The 14,628-nt window shown below is 55.3% G+C and carries 13 protein-coding genes and 1 pseudogene; 10 read left to right on the top strand and 4 right to left on the bottom strand.

All coding sequences use genetic code 11. The features are described 5' to 3' along the window. Window positions 1-61 precede the first annotated feature (61 nt). The 4 genes and pseudogenes from VIJ98_RS16685 to VIJ98_RS16670 all read right to left on the bottom strand — a co-directional run. The gene (locus VIJ98_RS16685) at window positions 62-2,344 is read right to left on the bottom strand and encodes an autotransporter outer membrane beta-barrel domain-containing protein (protein ID WP_323275089.1); all 2,283 of its coding nucleotides are present in this window, start codon (window positions 2,342-2,344) and stop codon (window positions 62-64) included. Between the two features lie 510 nt (window positions 2,345-2,854). Continuing rightward, a complete protein-coding gene (locus VIJ98_RS16680) occupies window positions 2,855-3,037 on the bottom strand; it encodes a general stress protein (RefSeq protein WP_007893075.1) in 183 nt (60 codons plus the stop codon). A 412-nt stretch (window positions 3,038-3,449) separates the two neighbouring features. Next, window positions 3,450-4,856 (bottom strand): MFS transporter, encoded by a 1,407-nt coding sequence (locus VIJ98_RS16675; protein ID WP_323275086.1) that lies wholly within the window; start codon window positions 4,854-4,856, stop codon window positions 3,450-3,452. Window positions 4,857-5,270: 414 nt separating this feature from the next. Then, window positions 5,271-5,415 (bottom strand): annotated as a pseudogene (locus tag VIJ98_RS16670) (tartrate dehydrogenase); the annotation flags it as partial. A gap of 283 nt (window positions 5,416-5,698) precedes the next feature. On the opposite strand from VIJ98_RS16670, the gene VIJ98_RS16665 reads away from it, so the two are divergent. The 10 genes from VIJ98_RS16665 (at window position 5,699) to fabF (ending at window position 14,590) form a co-directional block, all read left to right on the top strand. Further along, entirely contained in the window at window positions 5,699-6,658 is a 960-nt protein-coding gene (locus VIJ98_RS16665; protein ID WP_323275085.1) for a LysR family transcriptional regulator, read from the top strand. A 333-nt stretch (window positions 6,659-6,991) separates the two neighbouring features. Next, window positions 6,992-8,446 carry an NAD(P)/FAD-dependent oxidoreductase gene (locus VIJ98_RS16660; RefSeq protein ID WP_323275083.1) on the top strand — a complete coding sequence of 485 codons (1,455 nt, stop codon included), beginning with the start codon at window positions 6,992-6,994 and terminating at the stop codon, window positions 8,444-8,446. Further along, window positions 8,443-8,925, top strand: a complete 483-nt coding sequence (locus VIJ98_RS16655; RefSeq protein WP_323275082.1) for a hypothetical protein — start codon at window positions 8,443-8,445, stop codon at window positions 8,923-8,925. The genes VIJ98_RS16660 and VIJ98_RS16655 overlap by 4 nt, the downstream gene beginning before the upstream one ends. Next, window positions 8,922-9,488 (top strand): peroxidase-related enzyme, encoded by a 567-nt coding sequence (locus tag VIJ98_RS16650; RefSeq protein WP_008107152.1) that lies wholly within the window; start codon window positions 8,922-8,924, stop codon window positions 9,486-9,488. The genes VIJ98_RS16655 and VIJ98_RS16650 overlap by 4 nt, the downstream gene beginning before the upstream one ends. Window positions 9,489-9,498: 10 nt before the next feature. After that, complete coding sequence (locus VIJ98_RS16645; RefSeq protein WP_323275079.1) at window positions 9,499-10,236, top strand: amino acid ABC transporter ATP-binding protein; 738 nt, start codon at window positions 9,499-9,501, stop codon at window positions 10,234-10,236. A gap of 21 nt (window positions 10,237-10,257) precedes the next feature. Continuing rightward, window positions 10,258-11,073: a transporter substrate-binding domain-containing protein gene (locus VIJ98_RS16640; protein WP_008107157.1), complete on the top strand. Its 816-nt coding sequence runs from the start codon at window positions 10,258-10,260 to the stop codon at window positions 11,071-11,073. 100 nt (window positions 11,074-11,173) lie between these two features. Next, a complete protein-coding gene (locus tag VIJ98_RS16635) occupies window positions 11,174-11,860 on the top strand; it encodes an amino acid ABC transporter permease (protein WP_154155525.1) in 687 nt (228 codons plus the stop codon). 15 nt (window positions 11,861-11,875) lie between these two features. Then, the gene (locus VIJ98_RS16630; RefSeq protein ID WP_061720264.1) at window positions 11,876-12,568 is read left to right on the top strand and encodes an amino acid ABC transporter permease; all 693 of its coding nucleotides are present in this window, start codon (window positions 11,876-11,878) and stop codon (window positions 12,566-12,568) included. Window positions 12,569-12,748: 180 nt separating this feature from the next. Beyond that, the gene (locus VIJ98_RS16625) at window positions 12,749-13,291 is read left to right on the top strand and encodes a helix-turn-helix domain-containing protein (protein WP_154192506.1); all 543 of its coding nucleotides are present in this window, start codon (window positions 12,749-12,751) and stop codon (window positions 13,289-13,291) included. A gap of 36 nt (window positions 13,292-13,327) precedes the next feature. Next, window positions 13,328-14,590 (top strand): beta-ketoacyl-ACP synthase II, encoded by a 1,263-nt coding sequence (gene fabF / locus VIJ98_RS16620; protein ID WP_323275075.1) that lies wholly within the window; start codon window positions 13,328-13,330, stop codon window positions 14,588-14,590. Window positions 14,591-14,628 lie beyond the last annotated feature (38 nt).

Below are 14,628 nucleotides of genomic sequence, written 5' to 3'. Positions count from 1 at the left end.
ATGGAAGAATCGCGGGAGGCAATAAAAGCCCTCCGTAACAGCCGGAGGGCAATAAGCACTCTTAGAAATGTGCTAGTAGCGTGAGCGCACCGCCGAGGTTTTGATAATGATCCGTGCCTTGCTGCGCGTTGCCCTCAACAGCGATCTCCAGACCAGAAAACAGGTCGGCGCGAATACCGGCTTTCACTTCAGCAATGTGCTTCGTTCCCTCAATCTCCACTACGCGATCATCCATTTTGCTGCCAAAAGCGCGGCTGTTGTGCAACGCGTTGGCTTCAGCGTAGGGCGTGAACCGACTCGTTTGCAGCTCCGCTCTGACGCCGACGCGGGTCGCAATATTGCCATTACCGGTGAGTTGCACTGAGCTGCCGCTCTGCTCTTGATGCTCGCTGGCGCGCACGTTCATCCATGCGATCTGTAATTGCGGCTGCAGCAGCAGTTGGGTTTGATCGCTCAACGAAAATGCTGCCCGATAGCCCCATTCGGTTGCGGCCGTTACGCCTTGCGAACGGCAGGTTTCAGCGCTTAAATCGTCTCCCTTCACGTGATTCTCAAAGCGGCTAAATTGCAGCCAGTTATCACTGTAGAAGCCTAAACGGCGAGCTTCATCCGCATACCAGGTGGCGCTGATGCCGCCGCTGTAACCGTTAAGCGTATGCACACTGCCAAAGCCAGTGATACGTGAAGTGGTTTTGCCGTGATGGTTGCCGTAGCCCGCCATGACGCCGAGATGAAGCGCACTCTGTTCGCTGGTTTGCAGCGTCAGCAGATCGGCCCCCATCTGCACCACATATTGGTTACTGCGATCATCAAGCTGGCTTCCCGCTTGCGCACGCTGCTGCGTACCGGTTTGACGTAACCACATTGACGATCCTGGCGCAGTCGCAGTGAGACGATCCTGTAATCGATGGATAAAGAGTGTGTTGCTGGCGGCCATGTTTGCTGCGTAAGCGCCCACTTCGGGTCGCAGGATCGCGATGATTTGCGGTGCTGCCATAGGCCTAACGATCGGTGCTGCAGGCGGTAAAGAAGAGCGCAGATACCAGCTTTGATCGTTGGCTGCATTCGGCGTTCCCTGCTGCAAAAAGTACTCATAGCTGCCCGCCACGATACGACCTTTCTGCACGAAGGCATTAGCAGCGGAAGTGCCATTAATCTTGATAAGCGTTATACCTTGCTGGGTTTGCGCACCGTTGCCGCCGCTGTTAATCACTGCAACCTGGCTGGTACCAGCGGTGTTGCCGTTGATCACCAGTGGATTCAGCGCCGAGTTGTCGTCCTCTAAGGCTCCGTTAAAGGTGAGCTGACTATTGGCATTGCCGGTGTAATTACCATTGATCACAAAGGGATTACCGTGAAGGTTGTTTCCCGGATTAACGTTGATCTCGCCGTTATTGACGAGGTTACCTGTTAGCGTGCCACCGTTCATCAGCTGTAATTGTCCACCCGGCTGCACGGTCGCGCCGCCACCGCCGGCAATCACCGTATGTCCCGCCAGTTGTAACTGCCCGGCAATAGTCATCACATCGTCACTCGCGCCCCAGGCATTCACATCACCATTAAGCGCCCAGCGGCTGCTGGCTGTGGAGGTAATGGCAGACAATCCGTGCTGAGGCGTGTCGGCGCTGAAATTGCCGTTCTCACTGCCATCACCCTCCAAAATCAAGTGGTTAGCTACACCCTGGCTCATCAGCGCAATATTGCTGCCGCCGTTCAGCGCAGAGTGATTACTCAGGGTAATGGCGTTGCCAGAACCGGTTAGTAATAGCGCGGGAGCATTTTGACTGGCGATGACACCGGCGTTAGCGAGTTGACTATCGCTGTGAAGAATTACAGCGGGCTGCTGCTGGCTAGTGATATTGCCCAGGTTGGTAATCCGTACCGTCGTGCTGTTTTCCGCATCAATCGCACTGGTGTAACCCTGTATTAACCCGTTATTAAGCAGCGCGGTTTCATCGGCAAAGCTCAACAGTGCAACGCCATTATTGGCAATGATTTGCCCGTTGTTTACGATCGCGCTTTTTCCGCCAGCCATAATGACGCTGAAGTCCCAGCCGCTGATGTTACCGCTGTTATCAAGCTTGCCGTTTTTGGTGAAAAATGAAACGGCGGCTAAATTATGAGTGTTGAATCCATTATTGATGATTCCGTAATTGTGTAACGAAACCGATTCAGCAGGCCCATATAGCGCTAAGTTGGGATCGTTAATTGAAAGTGTGTCATTTTTCGCTGAGTTGGAATTAATAGTGTCACCCGAACTAATAACGTAATCGTCCGAATAGTTAAGTATGTGACTATAGCTATCTGGCGCAATGACACTGCTCGCCGCGCTGGCGGTTTGCAAGGGTGTTTTCGCTATTAATAGGATGCTAATTAATGGGATAGATTGATTTTTGATAATCTTTCTGAAGCGGCGTTGAGTGTGCACGTGATCTCCGTTGTTTAAAAAGTACAGCAGGAATACTCACCGTTCAGAGGTATGTTTTTATAAGTAACAGGCAATCCAATAATTGTTCTCCCGCACGGCGAAGTTTATGTTCCTGCCGTTTTGAGGAGACTATTTAAGTAAGAAGTAACTATTTAGAGTTATGGTTTATATTAGTGATAACTGCGGTGAATTATTTTTGCGGAGTGTAGGTGAGCGATAAAATAAAAACAAGAAGATTATTTGGTGAGATATTTTTTGATGGTTTATGGCGGTTTGATATTTTTTGTTATTCAATTAACTCAATTATTAGCAACGAGAAACGTCTCAAAGTGTTTTTTTATAAAGTCAGGGCGTTATTTTCCGGCGGCATTTATCTTCTGATAATAAAAAGATTGCGGCTAATAAGTCATAATAGCCGCAACAAAGTTATTCGGGTGATTTATCGACGACACGACGGCTTTTCTTACCGCCTTTTCGTCCTGCTTCAATTGCACGTTCAGGATTATTTCGAAAATTCCCGCCGCTCAATTGGCCGCCTTTTTTACCCGCTTCGCGAGCTCTTTCTGGGTCCATGGCAAAATTGCCAGAACCACCACGTGGTGTTGTCATAATCAATACCTCAGATAAAGGGGATAACGCATATTTCACTTGCTACTTAAGGTTAGTCGTTAAAGCCTAACGCACAACAAAGAGTAATTAGGAGTTATCTCATCTTCCTTGATAATGCTCAGGAATTTTTCTGTCTGCAAAGGAGTGAAAGAGGCGGGTAATAATTATTTTTGCGTGAGCCTCTGGTCAATATAAATATATTACCGCTTCGCCTTTAAATTTTTTCTCTTTCAATATGATGAAATTAATCAGCATTCCTGATGTTTCGTCTTTTACTTAAGATTTGGTAAGCATTCGCATCATTAGTCATTATCTTAAAATGGGTGTAAAAAATATAAATCCTTATGTGAAAGTGATTATTTTTAAGCGAAGCGCACTATTAATGTTTTTAACGTTAAATAGTGCGCGAATATTATTTTACCAGCACTTGCGCACCGGCATTTTTTTCCAGTCTCAACACGTCAAATAGCGACAGCAGCACCAACAAAGCCACTCCGGCGAAAGCGATATGAATATCGCTCTGCGCGATCTCGCTATGTTCCTGCCACAGCATCGAAGCGCGCAGGAACAACGCCGCCAGCGCGATGCCCGCGCTCATGCTGAACTGGAAGAAGATACTGAACACCACCGAGGCATCGCTCATTTTGTTTTGCGGCACATCGGCGAAGCCCAGGCTGTTGTAGCAGCTGAACTGCAGCGAGCGCGACAGCCCGCCGATAAACAGAATCGCGGCAATGGCGAAGTAGCCCAGTGAAGGATTGAGTAGTAAGCAGCCGAGCATCGCCACCAAACTGATCGCGCCATTGATCATCAACACGCGACGAAAACCCCAGCGTTTCATCAGCCAGGTTGTCGCCGGTTTCATCGCCAGATTACCGGCAAATACCCACAGCACCATGGCTCCGGCCTGCGCCGCGCTCCAGCCAAAGCCAAGCTGAAACAGCAACGGCAGCAAATAGGGCACTGCATTGATTGAGGCGCGGAAGAACGAGCCGCCAATTACCGCATTGCGGAAGGTGGCAATTTTCATCGCGCTAAACGGCAGCAGCGGCTGCGGATGGCGGAAGCTGTGACGATACGCCAGCCAGCTGCACAACACGCCCAGCAGCAACAACGGAATACCAAAATTGAGATGCATCTGCCCGAGCGCTTCCAGCGCGATAATCAATGAGGTGCAGGCGGTGGCGGTCAGCACAAAGCCGCGCACGTCAAACGGCCGCCGCTGTTCGGCTTTGAACTGTGGCACCAGATAAGCGGTGGCGATGATGGCAAGGATGCCGAGCGGAATATTGAGCCAGAAAATCCACTGCCAATGGCCGTATGTGACAATCAAACCGCCCAGCGGCGGGCCAAGCACCGGCGCAATCAAACCCGGCCAGGTAATAAAGGCAATGGTTTTCACCATCTCCTTTTTCGCAGTGACGCGCAGCACCACCATGCGACCGACCGGCACCATCATCGCGCCGCCTATGCCTTGCAGAATACGGCTCAGCGTGAACATGGCGAGCGTGTCGCTTAAGCCACATAGGATCGAGGCGAGAGTGAAAATCAGGATGGCGCTGGCAAAAACGGTACGCGCGCCAAAGCGCTCCGCCAGCCAGCCGCTCATCGGAATGAACACCGCCACTGCCAGTAAATAGGCGCTGACGCCAACGTTCAGCGCCACCGGGCTGGAGGCGAAATCCCGCGCCATTTGCGGAATCGCGGTGGTGATCACCGTGGCATCAAGGTTTTCCATGAAGAAGGTTACTGCGACCAATAACGCTAACAGCAGGGTGCGATGGGAATTCGGTTTGGCTTCTCTGCCTGAGTCGATCATGCGAGGACCTGCGAAAACAGAAGGATGCAAAGACTTTTAATGAAAAGCGCGGCAGGTGCAAACCGAATTGTTTAGCAAAATGTTGATGCCGTCGTGGGGTCGCCATTCATGGCGACCACAACAATGCGCACCTGGTTAAATCAGACGGCTTCAACCACGGCAGCTTTTGCCTAATGCTCGTCAGTTAAGCGTCTTTCGGTCACCATAAATGGCGACCCTACAAAGGACTGGCGCGTTTTTCGTAGGGTGCGCATTCATGCGCACCTGCATACATATGCAAATTAATGCTTAACTGAGCGGCATTACAGCAGCTTTTGCCTTAATAAACGCCACCATCGCTTGCATCACCCCTGCGGTATTTGCCGTGCCGCTGGGCGTTGGATTTGGTGACCACCTTTAGCAGCTTGCGCGGACGCGATGGCGCAGCGGTGAGGTGACGCCGGGCAGAATTTTGGTTGGACGCACTGGTGTACTGGTCAAAGCCCTGACAAATCGGCAAACCCAAACCCCACAGCGTGATGTGATCCGGCACGTCGGGCGTGCCCACCGCGCCAAAGTAAAAAGGTTTGCCACTGAGTATTGCCTGGCAGAAGGACAACGAAGATAGTTTTCTACTGGATATGCTGCGTTTGCTGCATGAGCATCAGCGTGAGCGGACGGCGAAGTTGTGATGCTAGTAAGATCCGCAGAGGACGGTTCCCTCTCCCGCTTGCGGGAGAGGGCTAGGGTGAGGGACAACGCGCACTTTCCCCCCGGTGGCTAATTCCCACTACTCTCTCTATGATGGAATATTTCCCGCGCCAATGTCGGGAACGATCAATGAGTTAGGGAAAAATCGCGCGATGACCATTTTAAACGACCTGGATTTGCGGCAGCTGGAAGCCTTCTCGGCGGTGATCTCTGCCGGTAGCGTTACGGCGGCGGCGAAGGCGCTCAATCGCTCGCAGCCGGCGGTGTCGCGTTTGATTCAGGAGCTGGAACAATCGCTGGGTTATCCGCTGTTTATCCGCAACGGGCCGCGTATCCATCCGTCGGAAGAGGCGCTGCAGCTGCATCAATACGTGCAGAAAGCGCTGCTCTCACTGCAGCAGATTCGCCTGCGCGCGCAGGAGATCGCTCATCAGCAACATCGTCCGCTGAGCATTGCCGCCACGCCTGCACTGGCGGCGGGTTTGCTACCGCAGGCGCTGGCCGCGCTGAACTTGCAAAACAAAGTGCAGATCATCAGCGAATCGGCGGTGCAGACGGCGCATGCGGTGATCACCGCCGAAGCCGATCTCGGTTTATGCAGTTTGCCGCTGGAGCATCACGCGGTGGAGCTGCACTGGATTGGGCAGTCGCAGTGCGTGGTGGCGCTGCCGGAAAATGACGAGCTGGCGGCGCAATCTCAGCTGTCGTTGAGCAGCCTGGCGGGACGGCGGTTGATTGCGCCGTGGAGCCCGCAGCGGCTGCGCGGACGCTACGAAAAAGCGTTGAAAAAGGTCAAAACGCCGCTGCACGAAACCATCGAAACCAACTCCTCCGCCAATATTCTTGGCTGCGTGCGTGCCGGGCTTGGCGTAGCGATCCTTGAACCTGTCACAGCGTGGGGCATGCCGCTGGCCGGTGTGGCGATTCGTCCACTGGAGGAGGATATTCCTTACTACTTTGGCGTGATTACGCCGCAGGGACGGCAAATTTCAACGGCTGCGCAGGCACTGGTTGAGGCGTTGGCCAGCGCCGCCGCAGATTTGCTGCCGGGGTTTGAGCGTCTGCCCGCCAGTGAACATCCGCGTATTATGCGGCTGATTAATCAGGATTAATGGATAGTGCGGTGGTTAACAAGGTCGCCATAAATGGCGACCCTACAAATGACCTCGTAGGGTCGCCATTTATGGCGACCGCCAATCAACATCAAACCCGCTTATAACATTTCCGGCATAAGATATAAGAAATCCATTGGTCAAAAGCTGAGCGAGAATATTGACTCTGTTTTAGGGCAAGAGGATTATGCGAAGCCTTAGCTCTTATTATGCGTTTTGATGATTATTACCCATTGACTATGTGTTATCAGGATAATGGAAATGCATAGTCACTAACGCGCTTTAGTGGTTTCGTCCGCATTCTGGCTGCCGCTTATTTCTGGGAAAACGTCTATGACTTATGCCGCCGATGGCCTTGCCGCGCTGGAAGCTCAGCTTCAGCAGGATCTGGAATATCTTGAACTGCCCGCGAAATCCTGGGTGCCCGAGCGCACGCAGGATGGCGCGCTGGTGCGTGATGTGGTGGTGATCGGCGCGGGCATGTGCGGTCTGGCGGCGGTGGCGAAATTGCAGTTCACCGGCATCAGCAATGTGGTGGCGTATGACGCCGCACCCGCCGGGCTGGAAGGTCCGTGGGTGACTTTTGCGCGCATGGAAACGCTGCGTTCACCGAAATCACTGCACGGCCCGGCGCTCGGCATGGCGCAACTGACGTTCCGCGCGTGGTTCACCGCGCAGTGGGGCAAAGAAGCCTGGCAAGAGCTGGATAAAATTCCCAAAGCGCAGTGGATGGATTACCTGATTTGGTATCGCAAGGTGCTGAATCTGCCGGTGCGCAACAATGTGCGCATCAACAACATTGCCTTTGCCGATGATCTGATTGCCCTCGATCTCAGCGGTGCCGAAACCGGTCGCATTTATACCCGCCGTCTGGTGCTGGCCACCGGACGTTCTGGCCTTGGCGGTTTCGCCGTGCCGGATTTCCTGCAAGGTATTAGCCGCCAGTTCTGGGCGCACTCCGCCGACGACATTGATTTCTCTGCCCTAAAAGGCAAACGCATTGCGGTGATTGGTGCGGGCGCATCCTCGATGGATAACGCCGCCACCGCGCTGGAACACGGCGCGGGCGCGGTAGATTTGCTGATTCGTCGTAAGCAGATGCCGCGCATCAACAAAATGACCGGCATCGGCAGCCAGGGCGTGGTACACGGCATGCATCAGTTGCCGGACGCGTGGAAGTGGAAGTTTGTCGATTACACCGCCACCACACAAACGCCACCGCCGCGCTCCTCAACGCTGCGCGTGTCGCGCCATGCCAATGCGCGCTTCTTGCTTGATTGCGGCATCAATGCGGTGAAAGAAGAAGCCGATGGCCTGCTGATCGAAACCACACAAGGCCCGTTCTGCTATGACTTCCTGATTGCTGCTACCGGTTTTAGCAATGATTTCCACGGTCGCCCGGAGTTTGCCGCCATCGCGCCGCATATCCGCAGCTGGCGCGACGGACGCTATCAGCCACAAATGGGCGCGCCGCGTCCCGGTTTGCTGGAAGCGCCGGATCTCGGCCCCGCTTTTGAATTCCGCGAACTGACGCCAGGCGCATGTCCGCTGTTGGCGCACATTCACTGCTTTAACGATGCGGCGATGCTGACGCACGGCAAAGTCTCCGGCGATATTCCGGCGGTAAGCGCCGGTGCCGATCGTCTGGTGCGCGGCATTACCGCTTCGTTGTTTGCCGAAGATGTCGAGCAGCATTACGCCAACTTACAGGCTTTTGATACCCCTGAATTGCAGGGCGATGAATGGGTGGATTCCACGCCCTTACTCAACCAGGAGAACGCGCAGTGAGTGACGCAATTGATCGCGCAGTCGGCTTAAACGCTGAAGATGCGCTGTACGGCACGCGCCGCCTGCGCCCGGAATTTGTTGACGGCGCGGAACAGTGCCGCATCTCGGTGCTGGCACCAAACGACGATCAGGGCTTAGCGCCGGATGTGCGTTTGGCGCTGGCACAGCGCATGGCGCAGCTGAACCACGATGCCGAGCTGCAACAGGATTATCAGACGCAGCTGGCGGCGTTGCAGCCTTCAGATGCGCTGCTGGCGCTGGCGGCAGGCGCAAGCGATCTGCCAGAACCGCTGGCGACGATTGCGCGCCACGCCGATCTCGTTACCCAGCAGCCAATGAATGCCACCGAGCAGCACATTCGCTTGCTGGAGCAGGCGGGATTGAACAATCCGCAGATTGTGGCGCTATCCGAGCTGATCGCCTTTGTTAACTTCCAGACGCGCGTCGCGGCCGGATTACGTTTGTTGAGGTCTGCATGATTCCGTCGGTTAATCTCAAGCCACTGCATTGGCACCCGTATATCGCGCCGGTGGAAGTGGAAGATGCCACGCCCGCGCAGCTCGATGCGATGAAAGTGACGCCATCCAACAAGAAGATCTCCGAATATGTGCGCACGTTAGCGCACGATCCCGACAGCTACGTGGCGCGTACCGTGCTGTTCAACGCCATTATGTATGTCGATGGCGGGCTGGATCGTGCGGATCGTGAACTCGGTGCGCTGGGCGCGTCGATCGTCAACGGCTGCAAATATTGCGCGGTGGTACATGCGCGTCGCCATGCGCAGCTGGCGGAGAGTGATGCGGTGGTGAGCGCCATCTACTTTGATCGTGCGGATGTGCTCGGCGAGCGTGATGCGGCGATCTACCGTTTTGCCCGTCGCCTGTCGGTGACGCCGTCCGAAGCCAGCGCCGAGGATATGGCGGCACTGCGCGCGGTCGGCATGAACGATCAGGAGATTATCGATCTGATCCACGCCATCGCCATTTTTGGCTGGGCCAACCGTCTGATGCATGTGCTTGGCCATGCTGACCTGAACAAATAAGGGCTGCTGCATGTTAGAACTCAACGATATTAAGCTCTCTTACGGCATCACGCCGATCCTGAAAGGCGTCGATCTGTCGGTGAAACGCGGCGATGTGGTGTCGATCATCGGGCCAAGCGGCACCGGTAAAACCACGCTGCTGCGCTGCATTAACTATCTGGCGAAACCGACTTCGGGCACCATTCAGCTCGATCAAATCCGCATGGATTATCAGTCACCGGATAAAGCGGCGATCCAGGCGATCCGCCTGCGTACCGCGATGGTGTTCCAGCAGTTCAACGTGTTCAAAAACATGACGGTGCTGGAAAACGTGATGGATCCGCTGATCGTCATTCAACGCAAAAGCAAACAGCAAGCGCGCGATATCGCCGTGCAGGAGCTGGAGCGCGTCGGATTGGGCGCCAAGCTCGATCACTATCCATCGCAGCTTTCCGGTGGCCAGCTACAGCGTACCGGCATCGCCCGCGCGCTGGCGGTGCGCCCTGATGTGATGCTGTTTGATGAACCAACCTCATCGCTCGATCCGGAGCTGGTGGGCGAGGTGCTGAAAGTGATTAAAGATGTGGCGTCCTCCGGCATTACCTCGCTGCTGGTGACGCACGAAATGCAGTTCGCCAAAAGCATCTCGAACCGCATCGTCTTTATGGATCAGGGCGTGGTGGCCGCGCAGGGCAGCCCGACTGAGATGTTCGATAATCCAACCCTGCCGCGACTTGCTCAGTTCCTCAATTCAGAACGCGTATTCTAATAATTAAAAGGAATCAACGACATGCCTGCAATCAAAACCACATTACGTCGCCTGGCCGCGCCTGGCATCATCGCACTGACACTGATCAGCGGTAACAGCTTCGCTGACGCGGTGCGCACCATTAAAATCGCTACTGCAGCGGAATCTAAACCGCTGTCGTGGGGCGCGATTGGTCACGAGCCGCAGGGCTACGAGCCGGACGTGCTGAAAGCCATCAACGCCAAACTGCCGCAGTACAAATTCGTGATGGAAGGTGCGGCGGATATCGCCCAGGAAACCGGCCTCGCCACTGGCAAATATGACATGGCAACCGGCGGTTACTACAAAGCGCCAACGCGCAGCAAACAGTTCCTGATCCCGGATGCGCCGATCGGTGCCAGCCTGATGAAGATCTACAGCCGCAGCGATAGCACCATCAACAGCATGAAAGATCTGGTTGGCAAGAACATCGTTCCAGTCACCGCCGGCGGCGGCGTGTACAAATTCGTGACGCAGTGGCAGCAGGAAAACCCGAACGACAAGGTTGAGATCAAAGCCTCGAGCGCTGGCGTGCCTTATCCGGACCGTCTGAAAGAGGTGCAGCGTGGCAAATATGATGCGCTGATCCTGCCTTCGAACCTTGGCGAGCAAACGGTGATCGACAACCAGAAACTGGCAATCAAAGCCAGCGAGCCAGTTGCCATCAACAACACCTACGTGCTGATTCACCGTTCGGCCGAGAACCAGGCGCTGAATGACGACATCAACAAAACGCTGCAACAGCTGAAAGCCGACGGCACGCTGGATAAGCTGGCGCAGAAGTGGTTTGGCGAAGACGTTTCTAAGTATATGAAGTAAGCGATTCACTGTGCTCGATGATGCGTTGGAAGGGGCCGCCCCTACGACGCATTCACCGGCTCTTTTTTAGCAGGAGTGTTTCACCGTGAATCTGACTTCGATGATTCCCGAGCTGCTCTCGGCGCTGCCGTTGACGCTTGGCATAATGTTTGTCGCGATGATCGTCGGGTTCTTCCTGGCGCTGATCGCCACCGTATTCCGCGTGCGCCGCATCCCGGTCATCAGCCAGTTTGTCGATTTGTACGTCTCGTACGCGCGCAGCGTGCCGGTGGTGCTGCAGCTGTTTGTCGCCTTTTATGGCTTGCCGCTGGTGGCCGAGCAGTTTGGCTTCAGCGATTTTGTCACCGCCAATATCGCGGCGATGATTGGCCTGAGCCTGTATCACGGCGGTTATCTTTCCGAAGTGATGCGCCCGGCGTTTCTCGCCGTGGAGAGCGGCCAGCATGACGCCGCCGACAGCATGGGTTACAGCTTCCGCCAGAAAATGCTGCGCATTGTTGGTCCGCAAGCGGTGCACTATGCGCTACCGGGCTACGGCAATGCGATTATCTATCTGATTCATAACGTGGCGCTGGTGATGTACATCGGTGCGGCGGATGTGATGGCGACTGCGCATCTGATCATGGAACGCGACTACAACCAATATCAGTTCGGCACTTATCTGGTGCTGGCGGTGCTCTATTCGCTGCTGTGCGGCGTAGCCTGGTTGATTATCCGTTTCTTCGAACAACGTCACGCGAAGTACAGCTCGAAAACCGCTGCGCGCGTCAAATTCACCAGCGTCTGATGAGGGAGAGAAACCATGTTTGATCTTGAGGTTTTACTGCCGGACTTCTGGAGCATTCTCGATGCGGTGCCGGTGACGTTGCTGATGGCAGTAACGGTGTTTATCTGCTCGACGCTGCTCGGCGGGCTGTTTGCCTTTATTGAACATCGCCGCATTCCAGTGCTGCGCCAGTTGGTGATCGCTTACAAGATTGCTTTCAAAGGCGTGCCGATGGTGGTGGTGATTTTCCTCGCCTATTACGGTTTGCCGCCGGCGCTGGACTTCGTTGCCACACTGTTCGGCGTGAAAGTGAATGCGCACTCGCTGCCGAATTGGGTGATCATCATCGTCGCATTGAGTGCCTGCGTCGCGGCGTTTCAGGCGGAAGTGTGGAAGGGCGCGCTTAACTCGTTTGATAGCGGACAATCGGATGCGGCGCTGTCGCTCGGTTACAGCGGCGGCCAGCTGTTCCGCCGCGTGATGTTCCCGCAGATTATTGTGGCGGCGATTCCCGATCTGGCCAACGCCTTTATGGTGATCATGAAAGCGCTGTCGCTGGCGTTTGCCATCGAAGTGGTGGATATCTTTGCTCAGGCGCAGCTGACGGCGGCGCTGAATTTCTACTATCTCGAAGCCTTCCTGGTGGCGGTGGTGTTTTATATGGTGATTGCGTATGTGGTTACCAAGATCGCCGACAAGATCGAGGCGAGATTGCGGGTGCGGACGTAAACCCAGGTCGCCATAAATGGCGACCCTACGGGGTGAGTGCGGGGTAAGGTTTTTGTAGGGTGCGCATTCATGCGCACCTTTTTTTATTCTCGCTACAAACTTTCATTCTGCAAGTTACTTGCAAAATGAAAGTCACTCTGCAACAGTATCCGACATCACACCGATGTCGGATATCCAACCTTGAAAAACCAACCGCTCTACAACATGCCTTGTCCCATCGCGCGCAGCCTTGGTCGCATTGGCGATGGCTGGAGCATACTGATCATGCGCGATGCGCTGGCCGGTTTTACCCGCTTCGATGAATTCCAGAAAAGCAGCGGCGTGGCGCCCAACATCTTGTCGCGACGGCTGAAAGAGCTGGTGGACGATGGCTTGCTGGAGAAGGTGTGTTACAGCACCAGCCCGGCACGCTTCGAATATCACCTGACGGCTGTTGGCCGCGATTTTCGCGGTGTGATTCTGGCGCTGACCGAATGGGGCAGCACCCATTTCTCGCCGGAAGGTCGTCAGATGGAACTGGTGGAAACCGCCACGCAGCGTCCGGTGAAGATGCAGATGGTCGATAGCGAAAACGGTCAGCCGCTGACGCTGGATAAATATCAGATGGTGCCCGGCGCGGCAGCGGAGCCGATGATGCACTATCGCCATAATTATCTGCAGAAAAAGCGCGCCGGAGATAACACCCAGAAATTCGCGCCGCCAGCGCTGCAATCATCATGCTGAGGTGCAACTCAGCACCTGCAGATTAAGGAGTTAAAGATGAAACGAATTGTCATTACCGGCATGGGGCTGGTATCGCCGCTGGGTTGCGGCACGGAAGCGGTTTGGCAGTCGCTGCTGGCGGGAAAATCGGGCATTAGCGCCTTGCCGCCGGAGATGGTGCAGGATATCGCCTGCAAAGTGGCGGGACAGGTGCCGACGCTGGAGCAGGATCCACAGCATGGTTTCAATCCCGACGGCATTATTGCCGCCAAAGATCGCAAGAAGATGGATCGCTTTATCGAGTTCGCGCTGGTGGCGGCGCATGAAGCGCTGACGCAGGCTAACTGGTTCCCGCAAGATAGCGCGCAGCAGCAGCGCACCGCCACGGTGATCGCCACCGGCATCGGCGGTTTTAATGAGATCGCCAACGCGGTTGAAACCACCGCCGAGCGTGGGCCGCGTCGTTTGTCGCCGTTTACCATTCCTTCGTTCCTTGCCAATCTGGCGGCCGGACACGTTTCGATTGCGCACGGTTTTCGTGGGCCGATTGGCGCGCCGGTAACCGCGTGCGCGGCGGGTGCGCAGGCGATTGGCGATGCGGCACGAATGATTCGCAGCGGCGAAGCGGATATCGCGCTGTGCGGTGGCACCGAGGCGGCGATCCATCGCGTGAGCCTGGCCGGATTTGCCGCAGCGAAGGCGATGTCGGGCGGTTTTAACGATCGTCCTGAGCAGGCTTCACGTCCGTTTGATCGTGACCGCGACGGTTTTGTGATGGGCGAAGGCGCGGGATTGCTGGTGATTGAATCGCTGGAACATGCGCAGGCGCGCGGCGCAATACCGCTGGCGGAGCTGGTGGGTTACGGCACCAGCGCCGATGCTTACCATCTCACCGCCGGTCCGGAAAATGGCGAAGGCGCACGCCGCGCGATGGAAACCGCGCTGGCGCAGGCGGGCATTACGGCGAGAGAGGTGCAGCATATTAATGCGCATGCCACGTCGACGCCGGTCGGCGACAAGGGCGAATTGGCAGCAATTAGTTCGCTGTTCGCTGGCAGCAAGGTGGCGATCACTTCCACCAAATCGGCCACCGGACATTTGCTCGGTGCGGCGGGCGGCGTGGAAGCGATCTTCTCGATTCTGGCGCTGCGCGACCAGATTGCACCGCCGACGCTCAATCTGCAGCATCCGGATGAAGCGGCTATTGGGCTGAATCTGGTGGCGCTCAAACCGCAGCCGACGGCGATGACCTATGCGCTCTCCAACGGTTTTGGCTTTGGCGGTGTGAATGCCAGTTTGTTGTTTAAAGCCTGGCAATAGGTTTCCTGATGCACGTCAGTTAAGCGTAAAACGGTCGT

The organism is Pantoea sp. S18 (assembly GCF_045689705.1).
GTDB classification, from domain to species: domain Bacteria; phylum Pseudomonadota; class Gammaproteobacteria; order Enterobacterales; family Enterobacteriaceae; genus Pantoea; species Pantoea symbiotica.
Note: the sequence above shows the minus strand (reverse complement) of the source record. Positions and strands in the feature narration are given on the sequence as shown.